General features: G+C 35.5%; 15 protein-coding genes. 5 read left to right on the top strand and 10 right to left on the bottom strand.

The window, feature by feature from the left end; genetic code table 11:
- From dnaX to PMI13_RS15450, 5 genes are all read right to left on the bottom strand, one after another.
- Window positions 1-1,078 (bottom strand): DNA polymerase III subunit gamma/tau (dnaX, locus tag PMI13_RS15430; RefSeq protein WP_007845346.1); only part of this gene is annotated, 1,078 nt, incomplete at its 3' end.
- A gap of 77 nt (window positions 1,079-1,155) precedes the next feature.
- A complete protein-coding gene (locus tag PMI13_RS15435; RefSeq protein WP_007845351.1) occupies window positions 1,156-1,806 on the bottom strand; it encodes a TetR/AcrR family transcriptional regulator in 651 nt (216 codons plus the stop codon).
- Between the two features lie 5 nt (window positions 1,807-1,811).
- Complete coding sequence (locus tag PMI13_RS15440) at window positions 1,812-3,068, bottom strand: aminotransferase class I/II-fold pyridoxal phosphate-dependent enzyme (protein ID WP_007845352.1); 1,257 nt, start codon at window positions 3,066-3,068, stop codon at window positions 1,812-1,814.
- A 319-nt stretch (window positions 3,069-3,387) separates the two neighbouring features.
- Window positions 3,388-3,765 carry a helix-turn-helix domain-containing protein gene (locus PMI13_RS15445; RefSeq protein WP_034669599.1) on the bottom strand — a complete coding sequence of 126 codons (378 nt, stop codon included), beginning with the start codon at window positions 3,763-3,765 and terminating at the stop codon, window positions 3,388-3,390.
- Between the two features lie 90 nt (window positions 3,766-3,855).
- Entirely contained in the window at window positions 3,856-4,608 is a 753-nt protein-coding gene (locus PMI13_RS15450) for a response regulator transcription factor (RefSeq protein ID WP_007845359.1), read from the bottom strand.
- A 94-nt stretch (window positions 4,609-4,702) separates the two neighbouring features.
- Here PMI13_RS15450 and PMI13_RS15455 point away from each other — a divergent pair, with 94 nt between their 5' ends.
- Window positions 4,703-5,350, top strand: coding sequence for a DUF1349 domain-containing protein (locus PMI13_RS15455; protein ID WP_007845360.1), 648 nt, complete (start codon window positions 4,703-4,705; stop codon window positions 5,348-5,350).
- A gap of 132 nt (window positions 5,351-5,482) precedes the next feature.
- Here the strand turns inward: PMI13_RS15455 and PMI13_RS15460 are convergent, their stop codons facing one another.
- From PMI13_RS15460 to PMI13_RS15470, 3 genes are all read right to left on the bottom strand, one after another.
- Entirely contained in the window at window positions 5,483-5,692 is a 210-nt protein-coding gene (locus PMI13_RS15460) for a hypothetical protein (protein ID WP_007845362.1), read from the bottom strand.
- 418 nt (window positions 5,693-6,110) lie between these two features.
- Entirely contained in the window at window positions 6,111-6,317 is a 207-nt protein-coding gene (locus PMI13_RS20970; RefSeq protein WP_007845364.1) for a hypothetical protein, read from the bottom strand.
- A gap of 410 nt (window positions 6,318-6,727) precedes the next feature.
- Window positions 6,728-6,937: a hypothetical protein gene (locus PMI13_RS15470; RefSeq protein ID WP_034669564.1), complete on the bottom strand. Its 210-nt coding sequence runs from the start codon at window positions 6,935-6,937 to the stop codon at window positions 6,728-6,730.
- Between the two features lie 497 nt (window positions 6,938-7,434).
- Between PMI13_RS15470 and PMI13_RS15475 the strand changes: the two genes are divergently transcribed.
- Entirely contained in the window at window positions 7,435-7,770 is a 336-nt protein-coding gene (locus PMI13_RS15475; RefSeq protein WP_007845368.1) for a hypothetical protein, read from the top strand.
- On the opposite strand, the gene PMI13_RS15480 is transcribed toward PMI13_RS15475, so the two are convergent.
- Entirely contained in the window at window positions 7,771-9,351 is a 1,581-nt protein-coding gene (locus PMI13_RS15480; protein WP_007845373.1) for a Na+/H+ antiporter, read from the bottom strand. It abuts the gene before it with no gap.
- Window positions 9,352-9,739: 388 nt separating this feature from the next.
- On the opposite strand from PMI13_RS15480, the gene PMI13_RS15485 reads away from it, so the two are divergent.
- From PMI13_RS15485 to PMI13_RS15495, 3 genes are all read left to right on the top strand, one after another.
- On the top strand, window positions 9,740-10,084 hold the full coding sequence (locus tag PMI13_RS15485; RefSeq protein WP_238536321.1) for a hypothetical protein: 345 nt from the start codon (window positions 9,740-9,742) through the stop codon (window positions 10,082-10,084).
- Between the two features lie 406 nt (window positions 10,085-10,490).
- On the top strand, window positions 10,491-13,301 hold the full coding sequence (locus PMI13_RS15490; RefSeq protein ID WP_007845377.1) for a TonB-dependent receptor: 2,811 nt from the start codon (window positions 10,491-10,493) through the stop codon (window positions 13,299-13,301).
- Between the two features lie 12 nt (window positions 13,302-13,313).
- Entirely contained in the window at window positions 13,314-14,342 is a 1,029-nt protein-coding gene (locus PMI13_RS15495) for a phytase (protein ID WP_007845379.1), read from the top strand.
- A gap of 81 nt (window positions 14,343-14,423) precedes the next feature.
- On the opposite strand, the gene PMI13_RS15500 is transcribed toward PMI13_RS15495, so the two are convergent.
- Window positions 14,424-16,232, bottom strand: coding sequence for a hypothetical protein (locus PMI13_RS15500; RefSeq protein ID WP_007845381.1), 1,809 nt, complete (start codon window positions 16,230-16,232; stop codon window positions 14,424-14,426).
- Window positions 16,233-16,309: the final 77 nt, after the last annotated feature.

Raw genomic sequence — 16,309 nt, forward strand, 5'->3', positions numbered from 1 at the left:
TTTTTTTTTTAGCAACGTCGCCATTAGCCGTCAGTGAAGCCAGTTGCATCAACGCAATCTCTACTGTTAATCTTGGGTTCTTGGAATTTTTATAATTAATATCCGCATGGTTGCAGATTTCAATAGCATCTATGAGCTGCTGGGCATTCCATTTCCGGCTTTGCTCAACAAATTTAATTTTCGTTTTTTCTCCAACTTCAATAAGATCTATGGTAGAAGTATTCTGTGCCATCATCAGATCTCTGAAGTGATTTCCCAATCCCGCAATAAAGATATGGGGATCGAAACCTCTTTTTACAATTTCATTAAATGCAAAAAGTACTTCAGGAATTTTGTTTTCTTTAGCCAGATCCACTACATTCAGGTATTGATCGTAATCAAGAATATTAAGCACTTCAGCTGCTTTGGCTAAAGTAATATTCTTTTGAGAAAATGTGGAAAGCCTGTCAAAAATGGAAAGAGCATCTCTCAGAGCACCATCTGCTTTCTGGGCAATAAGGTATAGAGCATCGTCTTCGTATTGAATATTTTCCTTTTGGGCAATATTTCTTAAGTGTTCCTGGATATCTTCAATAACGATTCTTTTAAAATCATAAATCTGACAGCGCGATAAAATTGTTGGAATAATTTTATGCTTTTCTGTGGTTGCCAGAATAAAAATGGCATGTGCAGGCGGTTCTTCAAGCGTTTTAAGAAAAGCATTGAAGGCTGCAGAAGACAGCATATGTACCTCATCGATGATGTACACTTTGTACTGACCGACCTGAGGGGCAAAACGAACCTGATCAATCAGCTCCCGGATATCATCCACAGAGTTATTTGATGCAGCATCGAGTTCATAAATATTATAAGCAAAGCCGTCTTCTGAAACGGAACCATCCTTTTCATTGATCTTTCTCGCCAGAATCCTGGCACATGTAGTTTTCCCGACACCACGGGGCCCGCAAAACAGTAAAGCCTGGGCTAACTGGTTTTCTTCAATTGCATGTTCTAAAGTATCTGTAATGTGAGATTGCCCAACAACAGTGTCAAACTCTTGCGGGCGGTACTTTCTTGCAGATACGATGAAATTTTCCATTGGTCAAAAATAAGGAATATAGTTTTAATCTGAAAGCCAAAAGCCTTCAAATTATCCACAAACTATTTTTTCCGGAATTATGCAGGCTTTGGCCCATCTTTACTATCGTAGGCAAAATCGATAATATCAACAATAGCTTTTTCAATTTCTGTTCTTCCTTCGTCACTTTTCATATCAAGCCCACAAAAAGTACTTCCATTGGTAGCAGTATGAATATTTAAATAATATGCACCGGAAATAAGAAGGGCAATAATAGCTCTGAATTTCTTTGCTTTTTCTTCTCCAAAATAAGGATCTGTAATATTTTTAAACATTATATCTCCCATTTCCTCACGTTCATCTGCTAACTTTCTAAGAATAGGCTTGTTTTCAGAAAGCTCCCAAAGAATAATTTTCTGCAGCTCTTTATTTCTTTTAAGATTTTCAAACTGATTTATCAATGCTAATTTGGAAAGTGCATGTCCTCCATCTGAGATATCAATTTCAATTTCACTTCCCGTCAACTTACTCCAATAATCCTGAGATTTGATATATTCGTCAATAAGTTTTTCTGTACTTCCGAAATATTCATAAATCAGTTTCTTATCAAAGCCGGCTACAGCAGCTATTTTACTCACTTTCAATCCTGAATAGCCTTTTACTCTTAAGATTTTTCCAACTGCGGCAAGCAGCTTTTGTTTGGTTTTTTCTTTATCCCTGATGGGACCTTGCACAACTTTTCTAGGCATTTTTATTATTTTTTCGCAATATGCAATTTATTATTGATATCTTCAAATGCATTCAGTGTTTTGTCAAGATGCTCTCTTTCATGAGTTGCCATTACAGCCATTCTGATACGTGCATCTTTTCTTGCCACTGCCGGATATAATATCGGATTTGTATAAACTCCTCTTTCAATAAGTAGCTTTCCTACATCACCTGTTACATTTGGGTCTCCAATTTTTACAGGAACGATAGCAGAACATGTATTTCCGGTCTCTAAACCTATATCATTAAGCCCTTTTTTGAAATAATTTATATTTTCCCATAGCTTTGTACGCCAATATGGTTCTTCATCCATTAATTCGATAGCCTTGATAATCCCCATAGTAGAAGGAGGTGCTGTAGCAGAGAAAATTTGCTGGCGTGATTGAAATCGTATAAATGCAGCCAGCTTTTCATTAGTAATTACATATCCACCTACATTACCAAATGTTTTACTGAATGTCCCGGTAATAATATCTACTTTATCCAGCATATCCGCTTCCTCCAACGCTCCTCTACCTGTTTTTCCTAAAATTCCCACTCCATGTGCATCATCCACCATCAAAAAAGCATTATATTTTTTCACTAAATTATAAATATCTTTTAAAGGCGAAACATCTCCATCCTGAGAATAAATTCCATCTATGACGACAAGCTTTGTTCTATATTTATCTTCTGATGCCTTCAAAACTTGTTCCAAAGCTATTAAATTATTATGAGGAAATGTTTTTGTATTGGTAAAAGCACATCCTTCATACATACTGGCATGCACAGCCATGTCTATAATCGCAATATCTTCTTTTTGCAATAATATCTGTAAAGTCGCACTGTTAGCCGTATACCCGGTAGTAAATATTACTGCTTCCTCATGTTTCCTTCCAAAAAATGAAGAAATTTTCTTTTCCAAATCATCATGAAAAATAAAATGTCCTCCAATAAGTGGCGATGCTCCCGCTCCTGTTCCATATTTTTGAATTCCTTCTACTGCAGCTTGTTTTACTTTCGGATGCTGAGTAAATCCTAAATAATCATTAGATACAAAACTTACATAATCCCTTTGTGTATTTTCAATATCTACATTCATCACAGAGCTACATCCCGAGTTATTCTTCAATCTGTAATTCATATGCCCATTAGATTTCATGTAACCTAAAAAATCATAAAAAACTTCTGCCCTTTGAACCATATCAAACTTTGGGATATTTTCAAAATCTTTAAAAGTTGCTGTCGTGAAATCAATATTCATCCTTAATTATTTTAGTTGTTTTATAAAGCAAATATAGGACTATTTAACATTTTTTAGGTTTTATTTTATCTGTTTTTATTATGTGTATAGTATTGGAGTATTACCACTTGAAAATCAATTTATTTCACAATTGTCATTTATTTTTTCTCACCAATTCCAGATTACAAATTGGTATCTTTCCCTTCAAAAAACACATATTTATTTCACTTTTCCAAGCTTTATTTTTTTGAATTTCTTTACATCAGAATTTCACCCTGCCATATTCTTTCTGTGACAAAAACATTCATAATCTTCAATGATAAGAGTTACAAAATACCTTCTATTTATTTTTTTTATTTTTCCTGAAGCTCCCGGGAGTCATCCCGGTCCATTTTTTAAAAAATTTAGAAAAATTTGACGGATCATAGGTGAAGATTCTGGCTATTTCAGCAACAGAACGATTGGTTTCAGACAGCATAATCTCTGCCTGTTCTATAATTTTAGCATCATAAAAATGACAGGGATGATTTCCCTTTTCTTTTTTTATGGTATCTGTAAGGTGGGTGTGGGAAATCGCAAGCTGACCGGCAATTTCATTGAGTTCCATAAATTCAGAAATATTCCCTGAAATCACATCCTGAATATGCTGATCAATAAAGGCAAAATAACTGGCTGTAATTTCCGCACCTCTTTTTAATATCTTTTCATCATTTTGCATATAATTCATTAAGCTTTATTAAAAATATGAATTTAAAAAGATTAATCCTATGAATATGGTGAGCTTTTCGGAAAATTTCAAACCAGATTATTAATGAAAACTGTCATTAAATGCCTGAACGGAATTCTTCACTTTCAGTTTTTCCAGGATATTCTGTCTGTGTCTGCTTACAGTATTGATGCTTATAGAGAGAAAATCAGCAATTTCTTTACTGGTCAATCCTTCCCCTACAAACTTCAGGACTTCAAGCTCCCTTTTGGATAAAATATTTTTATAGTTTAACTTATCCTCCGCTACCACATCTCCTTTCGCAGAGTTAATGATTAAAAACGATGAAGATAAATGTACGGATTGATCAGGAACAATGCTATACAGGCAAAGCGCAAATCTCAATTTTCCGTTGTAAGGGGAATATACATAAAACATGCGGTGCTGAACAAACCGATAGTTCTCATTTTTATCTTTCATCTGCATTCTTGATACAACATGATAATCGGCACGCTCCTCAGGTTGCTGTGAATCCAGAAATTTGAAAAACCTTAATTCATGGATATATTTTTTGAGTTTATCATCAGGATGTATCTTCTTCAGAATATCTTCTTCCCAGATCGAATCTATTTCCAGGGGATTTTCATTCATATCCAAACCTAACTCCAAAGCAGCTTTAGATTTATAAACATAGCTTTTATCCGCCTGCATATCACTGAGTACCGAAATTGTATTTTCCATCCGGGAATACATCAAAGCAATCTGTTTATACACTTTAATATCCAACAGACATTCGCAGTTTCTGCCCGGATTTTTATTGAGTAATGCTTCATTAAGCGTTTCTACGATCTGCATAAAATGGTTATTTATCAGTATTGACGGTACAACAGTTAAATTTTACTTTTGCTAAATTAATAAATTACATTCAGTTATACTTATAACGAAAAATATGAAGAGAACCTTTTTAAGTTTTTGCTTCTTTTTATCAGGCGGAAGCATTTTTGCCCAGACCTTAGAAAAAATGAACTGGTTTAATGAGCCTGAAAAATGGGAGGTTAAAAACAACAGCTTATCTATGTTTGTCACACCACAAAGTGACTACTGGAGAATCTCCCATTATGGCTTTACAGTAGATGATGCTCCTTTTTACTACGCAACTTATGGTGGTGAATTTGAAGCTAAAGTAAAAATCTCGGGAAATTATAAGGCCCGTTTTGATCAGATGGGACTAATGTTGCGAATTGACAAGGACCATTATATTAAAGCGGGGGTGGAATTTGTAGATGGCCAATATAATCTAAGTACTGTTGTCACTCACACAACAAGCGACTGGAGTGTTATCACTCTGGATAAAACACCTCCTGCCGTCTGGATCAAAGCGGTACGGAGACTTGATGCTGTTGAAATATTTTATTCATTTGATGATAAAAATTACATCATGATGCGTAACGCCCATCTTCAGGATAATACCCCGGTCATGGTAGGATTAATGGCTGCTTGCCCGGATGGAAATGGCTTTAATGCCGTTTTTGAGAATTTTAAAGTGAAACATCTTGCTGACGAACGCCGCTTAAAGTGGCTGGAAAACAATAAATAACTCATCAGGCTTACTGACCATAGAAATTTAAAATAATTGAATTTAATTCAATATTACAGTCAATTTTTTTAATTAACCTCTCAATTTTTTGAGAGGTTTTCTTATCCCTTTAAATCGGTAAAAATGCTCCATTCAGTATTTCCAGAATTTTTTAACAACCATAATTTCTGCTACCTCTTCGTTTTTAAAAATAAGTAATAAAATAACTCTTCTTCCCATCCAGGTTCTGCCCAATTTATAGGTCCATAAATCATTTGTAAAACAATTAAAACCATAGCCTAGCTTATCCTTAACTTCAATACGGGTACTTCCCAGCAAGTATGTGAATTTTTTCTCTTTCATTATGTGTTTTTGATCTCAAAAATATTAAAACACAACAGACAACACAACCAAAACAAATCACAAACCACTAAATATCAATAAATTAACAAAAACTATAGAATAAAATATTTTCAATTAGCAGTAAAGAATTTGAAGTTTAAGTTTATATTTTTTTAACAATCATCATCCACCTATATATTTTATACATAATACCAGCTTCAATACAGGAAAAATATAAGGTTTTAACTTGAAATAGCAGACCTTACAAAAAAGAAAAAAGTTTACAAAACCACATAAGAAAACTGATTTAAAAACCGGTTTTAAATAAATAATGCTTTTGCTTGCGTGAGCAATACGTTTTACGAAGCTGTTGAATAATGGGGTTTTCAGCTCTTCCTGAGCACCGTTCGTCCGGAAATTGTATTTTAGAAAAAGATATTTAGTATTTCCTAAAGCTTTTAAACACCTTAACTTCTGCAGCAATTCCGTTTTCAAAAGTAACCGATAAAATAATCCTTCTTCCTGTCCATGTTTTACCCAGCTCATAGGTCCAGATGTCATTTGTAAAATAATTAAAGCCATCACCCATTTCATGTTTAATGACAATACGGGTACTTCCCAGTAAATGAGAGAAATCTTTTTTCATTAGTGTGTATTTAATCTCAAAAATATTAAAACACGACAAACAACACAATAAAAACAAACAATAAAAGAGTATATATCAATAAATTACTCAAAACAATAGAATAAAATATTTTTCAGACAGCAATATAGAATTTAAGTTTTAAGGTTAAATTTTTTCAAACAATTATGTTATTTAGATATTTTCACGTATAATATTCCACTTAATACAGAAAAAATAAAATATATTAACTCCAAATAATAAATCTTACAGAGAGAAAAAAAATTCATAAAACCGTCATAAGAATATTGATGTAAAAGCAGTAAATGTCCGATCTGTTAAAAAAATGTATTCAGGGAATGTAGAAGATATGAACAAAAAAGTATATTTTTAGAAATTATAAAAAACTGTTTTCGTTTTTAAAGACAAAACATTCAATGCTTTTTGAAACTCTTAAATACGTTAATTTCTGTAGCAATTCCGTTTTTAAAAGTAATGGATAAAATAATTCTCCTTCCTGTCCAGGTTTTACCTAATTCATAAGTCCAGGTATCATCTATAAAATAATTAAACCCGTCACCCATTTCATGTTTGACGAGAATACGGTTTTTACCTAGTAAATGAGAGAAATTTTCTTTTTTCATTAATGTGTATTTTGCTTTTAACGTCAAAAAAGGCCAGAATATTGCAAACAATTTCCAGCCCCACACAAAAACAGGTATTGATTTTTAAATAATTAAAGCTGAAACTTTCATGATAGGAACAAGTCAATTCAGCCTTTATGTTTTTAAAATACCATCACCATCTAACTTGTAACACCGCAAAACTAAAAAATATTCAGAGCATATGGAAAATATATCCTGTAGAAATAAAGTTACCTTATTGTAGAATTACTACTACAAAATCTACCATAAGTCATAAAATTAATGAGAACAACAGTTAAAAATACAAAATACTTACGTAAATCACAATACACTTAATAATCATCTAATTTTAAATATTTATATAAATAAATTTTCTAAAAAAATATCATTTTTAGAATTATTTAAGTATTTTGGCTAAGCTTTTTGAAGCAAAAAAATAAAACAGACTACATTAACTGTTTAAAAACTTGATAAACAATTAAAAACTTATCCCGGATATGATTTTTGAAAATGAAGCCCATTCTGTTTTACAAGACAAACACAACCTGTCTTTTGTTACTCATATCATTAATTTTCACGGAGATAAATCACTTATATTAAATTCTTTACAAAAGATAAAGAACAATTCTCCATGCAAGATCAAAAGAAGAAGGATCTCCAAATGGATTAAGGAATATACCCAACATCTCAACCAATACATTGAGAATGATGATTTTCATTTAAAACCCGAAAACTACAAACTCTCCCCTGCTTATGCCAAACAATCTTACCAAAAGGTTTTAAAAGAAGATGAGTATCTGCAAAAGCTAATTTCAATTTTAGACCTGGAATAGCTAACAAATCAAAAGAATTCTTTCTTCTTCAAGGTCGATCTGAAGCAAATGTTTTCTGATCAGATCTTCATCAACCTGGCTATTGTTGTGATTCTGGTCAATAAGCCACATCCTTTGCTGGTTTAAGATATCGAGATAAACCGATTTTACTTCAGGAGAAATTTTCACATCAACATCATCATTTGTTTTATCTTTCCATTTATCATGAACATACTTTAAGAACTGACTCTCATTAAGCATATCACCGTAATTGCTTGTGATATGCTCCACCGTATGTTTTGCCATCTGCCTTTTGATGTATTCTTCGGCATCCTCGTCCGGAAGATAGTCATTAAATGAGGGCATATTAAGGCTTCTGATCAGGAAAGGCAGGGTTAATCCCTGAATAAGCAGGGTCGTCAATATTACAATAAAAGTGATAAATAAAATCAGGTTTCTTTGGGGAAAATCAGCTCCACCTTCATGGATCTGTGTAGGGATAGATAAAGCTGCCGCCAGAGAAACCACACCACGCATTCCCGTCCATCCCATCAGAATCGGTGCTTTGAATCCCGGGCTTCTTGTATCAGCTACACTGATGTAATTCCGTGCGATTAAAGTAACTACTACAGCACCATAAGCAGACAAAATCCTTACGATAATCAATACAGCCGTGATCAGTAATCCATAACCAATCGCTGCAGAAAGGCTTACCCCTTCCAGCCCTGAGGTGATTTCCGGTAAATCCAGGCCTATCAGCAGGAATACCAACCCGTTTAAAACAAAAGAAAGGCTTTGCCATACATTAACACCCCGCAAACGGGATGAAGCGCTCATAATACGGTGCCTGTGATTGGATAACAACAAACCACCGCTTACAACAGCCAAAACCCCTGAGCTGTGAACTTCTTCAGCAGCAATGTACATCAGATAAGGAGCTACAATGGTAAGAATAGTATCCATATTGGCATCTGTAGGAAGGTATTTATGTACTTTCATAAATATCCAGCCGATGAGTAGACCTATTCCTACCCCACCAATAAGCATCCATGAGAAACTGAGTGCCGCTTCATGCCAGACAAACTGTCCTGTAGCCACCGCTACCATTGCAAAACGGAAAATAATCAGTGAAGAAGCATCATTCAGCAGGCTTTCCCCTTCCAAAATAGAAGACATTCTTTTAGGCACCTTTACAAATTTCAGAATAGCTCCGGCACTTACCGCATCGGGAGGAGAGACTATTCCGCCTAATAAAAACCCGAGTGCAAGAGAAAACCCGGGAATAAAATAATTAGCTACGAAGGCTACGGAAATTGCTGTAAGAAAAACAACCACAAATGCGAAGCTTCCTATAATCCGTCTCCATTTCCAGAGCTCTTTCCATGAAATAGACCAAGCCGCCTCATAGAGTAAGGGAGGAAGGAATATAATGAAAATCAGCTCCGGATCAATCCTTATCATCGGAATCCCGGGAATGAAACTGATTAATAATCCTGCCACTACAAGCAACACAGGATAAGCCACTTTGATTTTATTGGCCAGCATGACCAGCAATACAATAGCAACAATAAGTGATAAATAGAAAGGAAAATCTGCAATCATCCGGATACGGTGTTTTTTTATTGTTACAATGATAATAATTTAAAATTTTACATCAAAAAAATTCAGCCGACAGGAATTTTAAATTCAATTAACAGAAAATCGGATTTACCGATCAATACAATTGAAATCATCCGTTTTACAGATCGAAATTTATTCAGAAAATAACCGATACGATTTCTTAAAGCCTATATTATTTATTTTAACTAAAAATTAATAATTCATTAAAAAAAATTATAAAACACTTCACATATTTCATAATAAATTTATTCTGTGAGGCATAATATTTGCACCCTTTATCCAACAGATTCTATAACTTTTAATACAAAATATTATGAACGTTGAAGATCTTAAAATCAGAAATTTAGTCGAGTACAAAAATCAAGTTTTTATGATTACTGAGATATTTCAGAATAATGAGAAAGATTATTTTGTAAAAATTGAAAATGATATTCATCGTATTTCTGCTCCTGCAGAGTCTATTAAACCTATTCAAATTACTGAAGAATGGCTTGAGAAATTTGGTTTTTCCAGAACATACAGCTCTGATCAGATGATACGCTATGAAAGGCCTGAAGAATATATAAAATATGATATTGATTTAAGCCCGAAAAAAATCGTGCAGGGTTTAAAAATCTATGGTAACTCCATAAAATGCAGATATATTCATGAGTTTCAAAATATCTTTTCATGTTTATTCGGAAAAGAAGCATTGACATTTGTCAAAATTCATTAAACAGCATTCAGATATTACAGTAAAAATCTACAACTTCAAGCTGCGGATTTTTATTACTTATCTTTTCTATTTATGCAATAATTAAAATGCTGTAATCCCGGAAAGTTTCCGTTAAAATTATTCCGCCTTTTTAGTTTTCAGATTGAGTCTGTCTGAAATGATCATCAGTTCATGTTTTCCGGAATCTTTACGGTGGGTAAATATCAAACCATCATTAGAACCGGAATCGAAAAAGAAAGTGTTTTCTGTATCGGGAAAAATTTTCGGTAGTTTCCCAATCTGCCTGTAATAAACTACATCTTTGTTTAAACAATCTGTTCACAATTTTTTAAACAAAGCTTAATTTTCATTTTATTTCTTTTCTTCCCATGAAATCTATATTTACAGTGAAATCAAATATCATAAAGTGAAGAGAATTTTTACAACCGTTTTATTTTGTGCATCGATTTATTTTTATGCCCAAACCGGTACTGTGTCAGGAAATATTAATGATGATTCTAAAATTGCATTGCCCGGAGCCAAAATCTCCCTGACTCCAGGGAATATTTATACCACCTCTGACGAACATGGAAATTTTGTTTTCCTGAATGTTCCTTCCGGAAGTTATACCATGAAGGTGGATTATCTTGGTTATGGGATAAGTGAATACAACGTACTTGTTGAGTCTGATAAAAATACAAGACAGAATATTGTTTTCAGCAGGAAAGAAACAAGAATTGAAGAGGTAATTGTCGCCGGAGCTGCTTTAAAAAACCAGGCAAGAGCATTGAATAAACAAAAAAGCAATGCCAATATCACCAACGTAATCTCAGCTGACCAGATCGGACGCTTTCCTGATGCCAATATCGGGGATGCCTTGAAGCGTGTACCAGGTGTTACCATACAAAATGATCAGGGAGAAGCAAGAAATTTAATTATCCGGGGACTTGCTCCCAATCTGAATTCCGTGACATTAAATGGAGACAGAATTCCTTCTGCTGAAGGTGATAACCGGAATGTTCAGATGGATTTGATTCCTTCCGATATGATCTCCACGATTGAAGTCAATAAAACATTAACCCCGGATATGGATGCCGACGCCATCGGTGGTTCCGTGAACCTGATTACAAGAGCTTCCCCTAACGGACAAAGGATTTCTGCAACTTTAGCCGGCGGATACAGCCCGATTCGGGAAAAAGGAAATTATACCGCAGGATTTGTTTACGGAAACCGTTTCCTTAACAAAAAGCTTGGTGCAGTCTTCAGTTTCTCCTATAACAATAATAATTTTGGTTCCGACAATATTGAGCCTACATGGGACCTTGCAGATGATGCTGCTCAAACAGCCTATGTGAGCAAAATGGGAATCCGGTATTATAACGAACACCGCATCCGTCATAGTTTTGACCTGAACATGGATTATGAATTTAATTCAAAAAATAAAATCTATGCATCAGCAATGTATAATTTCAGAAACGATAAGGAAAACCGGTATGCCTTAGCCTACAAAATGGATCCTGTCTACAATGCCGATGAAACTGAAATTACCGGCTGGGAAGGCAGTATTACCCGTCAGAATAAAGGTGGTGATGCCCATAACGACAATACCCGGCTGGAGAAACAGAAGGTACAGAACTATGCATTAAGAGGCGAACACCTTTTAGGTTCAAAAATAGATCTGGACTGGTCGATGAATTATGCAGCGGCAAGCGAGAAAAAACCTCACGAACGTTATATAGAATTTGAAAATGAGGATTTAACATTTTCCTCTAACCTGAGTGATCCCAGAAGGCCGGTGATTACACCAATTACCCCTGACAACCTGGGGAATTACCAGTTAAGCGATCTTTCCGATGCCAATAGTTTCACCCAGGAAAAAGAATTTGGGGCTAAAGTGAATATACGTTTCCCGTTTTCTGTCATTGAAAACCAGAAAGGAAGAATCCGTGCGGGTGCGCGTTTACGTTTAAAAGAAAAAGAAAGGAATAATGATTATTATGCTTTTGAGCCGGTAAATGATATGGGGAGCCTGCTGTCTGTTCCTACCGTTTATTTTGACGGGCACCATTTCCAGCCCGGAAATTATGTTCCCGGAACTTTTGCAAGCTCAGCCTATATGGGTAGCCTGGATTTATTTAACCCGAATTTATTTACCGGAGAGCTTAAGCCTGAAGAATACCTTTCCAGCAATTACAATGCTAAAGAACATATTTATGCAGGCTATATCCGTTGGGACCAGGATTTCAGCGACAAGCTTTCAATGATTGCCGGAGCCCGTATCGAAACGACAAAAATAGACTACACCGGGAATTACATTATGGATGAAGAGGATCTGGTAGGAAAAATCAACAATACCAACTCTTATACTAATATTTTACCGAATTTATCTTTCAAATATATCCCTGTACAGGATCTTGTGCTTCGGGCTGCATTTACCACTGCATTGGCAAGACCCAATTATTATGCGCTGGTTCCCTACCTTAGTGTAATTTCGGGAGATGAAGAGATCACTGCAGGAAATCCAAATCTGAAAGCAACGTATGCTTACAATTTTGATTTTATGGCAGAAAAATATTTTAAATCTGTAGGGATTCTTTCAGGAGGAATATTTTATAAAAATCTGAAAGATTTTATCTACACGTCTTCCAGGAAAAATTATTCAGCAGCAGATTTCAGTGCAGATTTCCCGGGCCAGTCGAATCCTATCCCTGCCGGAGAAAACAACTGGAGATTCACTCAGCAGCGTAATGGTGATAATGTAGATATCTATGGTTTCGAAGTCGCTCTGCAAAGGCAGCTTGACTTTATTCCCGGAGCATTCTGGAAAGGCCTTGGAGTGTATGTAAATTATACCTACACCAAATCCAAAGCGAAAGGAATTACCAATGAAGACGGTGAAGAAAGAACTGACGTAGGGCTGCCGGGAGCAGCTCCACATATGTTCAACGGCTCTTTATCATGGGAAAACAAACGTTTTTCAGCAAGGGTTTCTATGAATTATGCATCTTATTATATTGATGAATTGGGTGGAAATTCTTTTGAAGACCGCTATTATGATAAGCAGTTGTTTCTTGATGCCAATGCTTCGTATAAGATTACCAGCCAGCTGAGAATTTTTGCGGAAGCCAATAATCTTACCAATCAGCCGTTGAGATACTACCAGGGTATTCAAAGCAGAACTGCCCAGGTAGAATATTACAGACCAAGATTTACCATGGGTGTGAAATTTGATTTTTAATGAATGCTGAAAATGAAAAACTTAAATAAGATCATTGCCATTGCAATTTTACCATTATTGGCCAGTTGCATCGGGCAAAATAATGTAGGAAAAAAAATAAAGCCTGCCATCATCACGGACCAGGTTACTTATGATACAGATGATCCTGCTATCTGGATCAACCCGGCAGATGCCTCAAAAAGTATTATTATCGGAACGGATAAAGATTCAAATGGCGGATTGTATGCATTTGATCTAAACGGAAAAATCATTCATAGGGTTTCTGGATTACAACGTCCGAATAATGTTGATATTGAATATGGATTTCCGTTAAGCGGAAATAAAACAGATATTGCTGCAGTAACGGAAAGGGAAACCAATAAGGTGAAGCTTTATGCACTTCCCGATCTTAAGGAAGTTGGTGAGTTTAGCGTTTTTGACGGAGAAACAGAGCGAGGCCCAATGGGAATTTCAATGTATAAAAACCCGGCTACCGGTGAGATTTCCGTCATTGCAGGTAGAAAATCAGGGCCAGCCGATGGCTATCTGTGGCAATATAAATTGTCAGAAAAAGATGGTAAAATCACAGGTGAAGTGGTGCGTAAGTTTGGAAAATACAGCGGACTGAAAGAAATTGAAAGCATTGCTGTAGATGATGAACTGGGGTATATCTACTATTCCGATGAGCAATTCGGAGTTCATCAGTATTATGCAGATCCGGCAAAAGGAAATGAAGAACTTCTGGTTTTCGGAAAAGGAGACTTCAAATCTGACGTGGAAGGAATTTCAATCTATCCTACTTCAGCAACCACAGGATATATTCTGGTTTCCAATCAGCAGAAAGATACGTTCAATGTGTATTTAAGAGAAAACCCGGCAAAAGGAAGAATTGCAGAAATTCCTGTTTCTACCAGTGAAAGTGATGGCTCAGAAGTCACCAATGTCAACCTCGGGCCCCAATTCCCCAAAGGAATATTGGTAGCCATGAGTAACGGAAAAGTTTTCCATATGTATGACTGGAGAACCATTGAGGACAGAATAAAAGCAATAAGTGATAAATAGCAGCCCATATTTCATAAAAATAAAACCACTATAAATAATTTACAGTGGTTTTATTTGCAGTTAAAAAACCTTATAACTATTTTAATTTGTAAGCCGTGGAATTTCTAAATGCAAAAGCATTGATTTATATTTTTCAAGCTGTTTGGTAATTGCATATATTTCTTTTTTAAAAAAACCTGAATTGTTGAAAAGGCTTTCATAATAACTAATCCCGGCAAAAAGGTTTTCTTTGAATGTTTTCCATTTTTTTAATTGCGGGCTGGTGATCATTCCTGAACAATCGGCAATATCTTTTTTCAGGTGATCGACATACATTTTCAGCTCATTGATAAACATATGGGGACGGTATTGCTCCGGAAGAATATTGGTATTCCCATAAATATGCTGCACCATCTCCGAAAGAGAAACTTCTTTATCAAAAAAAGCAAGATTAGGCCCGGGACAAATAACAACTCCCTGTTTTTCGCCTTTTATCTCTATTCCCTGTTCCAGATAAGCCGAATTGACCAGCCCAACACACAAACAGGCTTTATCTGTGATCTCTGTCTTTCTTTTATGGAATTGTTCATCTGACATGGGTTCATTCTCCCGTTCCAATTCTTTAAGCTTAATATCCTGGTATTTTTTTGAAGCGGTGCAGATCCCTTCCGGTGAGAATTCTTTACTCAGAGCCAGAAGTTTTTTCGGGCAGGAACTTCCGTAACGGTTCTTCATTTCTTTTGTCCGTTTAATGATTTCATTGGAAGTACCTCTTACCGTATTGAAAGGGACTCCTAAAGGCGAAATATGGCTTAAATAAAAATCTTTTTCTTTTGAATTTATGAGAAGCTCCCTGGTTTCCCGATCTACTGAAGTGGCTTCCGGAACCAGTAAAAATGGCGAGCCCCACCCTACACTGTTGACATTATAATGTTCCAGCAGAAACTCATGTTCCTCCGATGTACCGACACCACCCTGAACCGTAATTTTCATTTCCAGGGGTTCGGGGACGGAATATTTCTTTTTCTGTTCCAAAGCAGCAATCATTAATGCATGGGCAGAGCTGATCAGCTCATTCTTTTTCTGTTTGAATTCTTCCATGATAGGCCCAAGCAGCAAACCTTCTGTTGCAAATGCATGACCGCCACAATTTAATCCTGATTCTATTCTGTATTCGGAAACCCAAAGTCCTTTTTTTGCCAAAAAATTCCCCTGGATCATCGCTGAACGGAAATCACTTACTTTCAGAATAATTTTCTTTTTTAAAATTCCTTTTTCATCCGGAAAGAAATCATCAAATTCTTCGATGTAGCTGTATAAGCGGGGATTCATTCCTGCAGAAAGTACCATTGAAGAAGACAATTTACTATGGGCAAAACCACGTAGAGATGCATGTGCATCATTATACATTATGGGAAGAGGCTTGCTGTCCTTAAAATGGTCTTTATCTACTTTGGTCATGATATTGACGTCTATACTTCCGGGAACAAGACGGGTCTCAATATAGTTTTTTATGGCAGAAGTAAACCCGTCCTTTTGTTCAAGAAGGTTCTGAAGATTCTTTTTCAGCTCTGAAGTATTGGGAAGCATGCCCAGAAAATTTTTAAGAGCCGTTTTGTTTTTTGTAATTTCTTCTTTGAATGCATTGAATTTTTCATTAACAATATCATCCATCATATCCAGATAAGCCGTAATTCTTTTAGCCCGGTAATCATCTGCCTTCGTAGAAATACTTCCGTAATCCAGGTTAAACTTCCTGTTATAAAAATTCTTTATTTTTTCTATAATCTCATCATCTATTATAGAAACAACGGAAGAAATTCCGTATTGGGCCACACGGATAGGACTGTCTATCGTGTAAGCCAACCCCATCACAGGGATGTGGAAATTGTGTAAAGGTTTATTGATCATTTTAATTAAATAATGTCCTTTCCAAATTCCATCAACTATTCACGGGGTAAAAATATAGGTTTCCTATGAATTATGCA

Origin of the sequence: Chryseobacterium populi (assembly GCF_000282115.1) — a bacterium.
In the GTDB taxonomy this organism is placed as follows: Bacteria; Bacteroidota; Bacteroidia; order Flavobacteriales; family Weeksellaceae; genus Chryseobacterium; species Chryseobacterium populi.

Coding starts and splice junctions, on each gene's coding strand:
- PMI13_RS15435 (WP_007845351.1), bottom strand. CDS start 1,806: ATGCCTAGAAAAGTTGTGCAAGGTCCCATCAGGGATAAAGAAAAAACC.
- PMI13_RS15440 (WP_007845352.1), bottom strand. CDS start 3,068: ATGAATATTGATTTCACGACAGCAACTTTTAAAGATTTTGAAAATATC.
- PMI13_RS15445 (WP_034669599.1), bottom strand. CDS start 3,765: ATGCAAAATGATGAAAAGATATTAAAAAGAGGTGCGGAAATTACAGCC.
- PMI13_RS15450 (WP_007845359.1), bottom strand. CDS start 4,608: ATGCAGATCGTAGAAACGCTTAATGAAGCATTACTCAATAAAAATCCG.
- PMI13_RS15455 (WP_007845360.1), top strand. CDS start 4,703: ATGAAGAGAACCTTTTTAAGTTTTTGCTTCTTTTTATCAGGCGGAAGC.
- PMI13_RS15460 (WP_007845362.1), bottom strand. CDS start 5,692: ATGAAAGAGAAAAAATTCACATACTTGCTGGGAAGTACCCGTATTGAA.
- PMI13_RS20970 (WP_007845364.1), bottom strand. CDS start 6,317: ATGAAAAAAGATTTCTCTCATTTACTGGGAAGTACCCGTATTGTCATT.
- PMI13_RS15470 (WP_034669564.1), bottom strand. CDS start 6,937: ATGAAAAAAGAAAATTTCTCTCATTTACTAGGTAAAAACCGTATTCTC.
- PMI13_RS15475 (WP_007845368.1), top strand. CDS start 7,435: ATGATTTTTGAAAATGAAGCCCATTCTGTTTTACAAGACAAACACAAC.
- PMI13_RS15480 (WP_007845373.1), bottom strand. CDS start 9,351: ATGATTGCAGATTTTCCTTTCTATTTATCACTTATTGTTGCTATTGTA.
- PMI13_RS15485 (WP_238536321.1), top strand. CDS start 9,740: ATGATTACTGAGATATTTCAGAATAATGAGAAAGATTATTTTGTAAAA.
- PMI13_RS15495 (WP_007845379.1), top strand. CDS start 13,314: ATGAAAAACTTAAATAAGATCATTGCCATTGCAATTTTACCATTATTG.
- PMI13_RS15500 (WP_007845381.1), bottom strand. CDS start 16,232: ATGATCAATAAACCTTTACACAATTTCCACATCCCTGTGATGGGGTTG.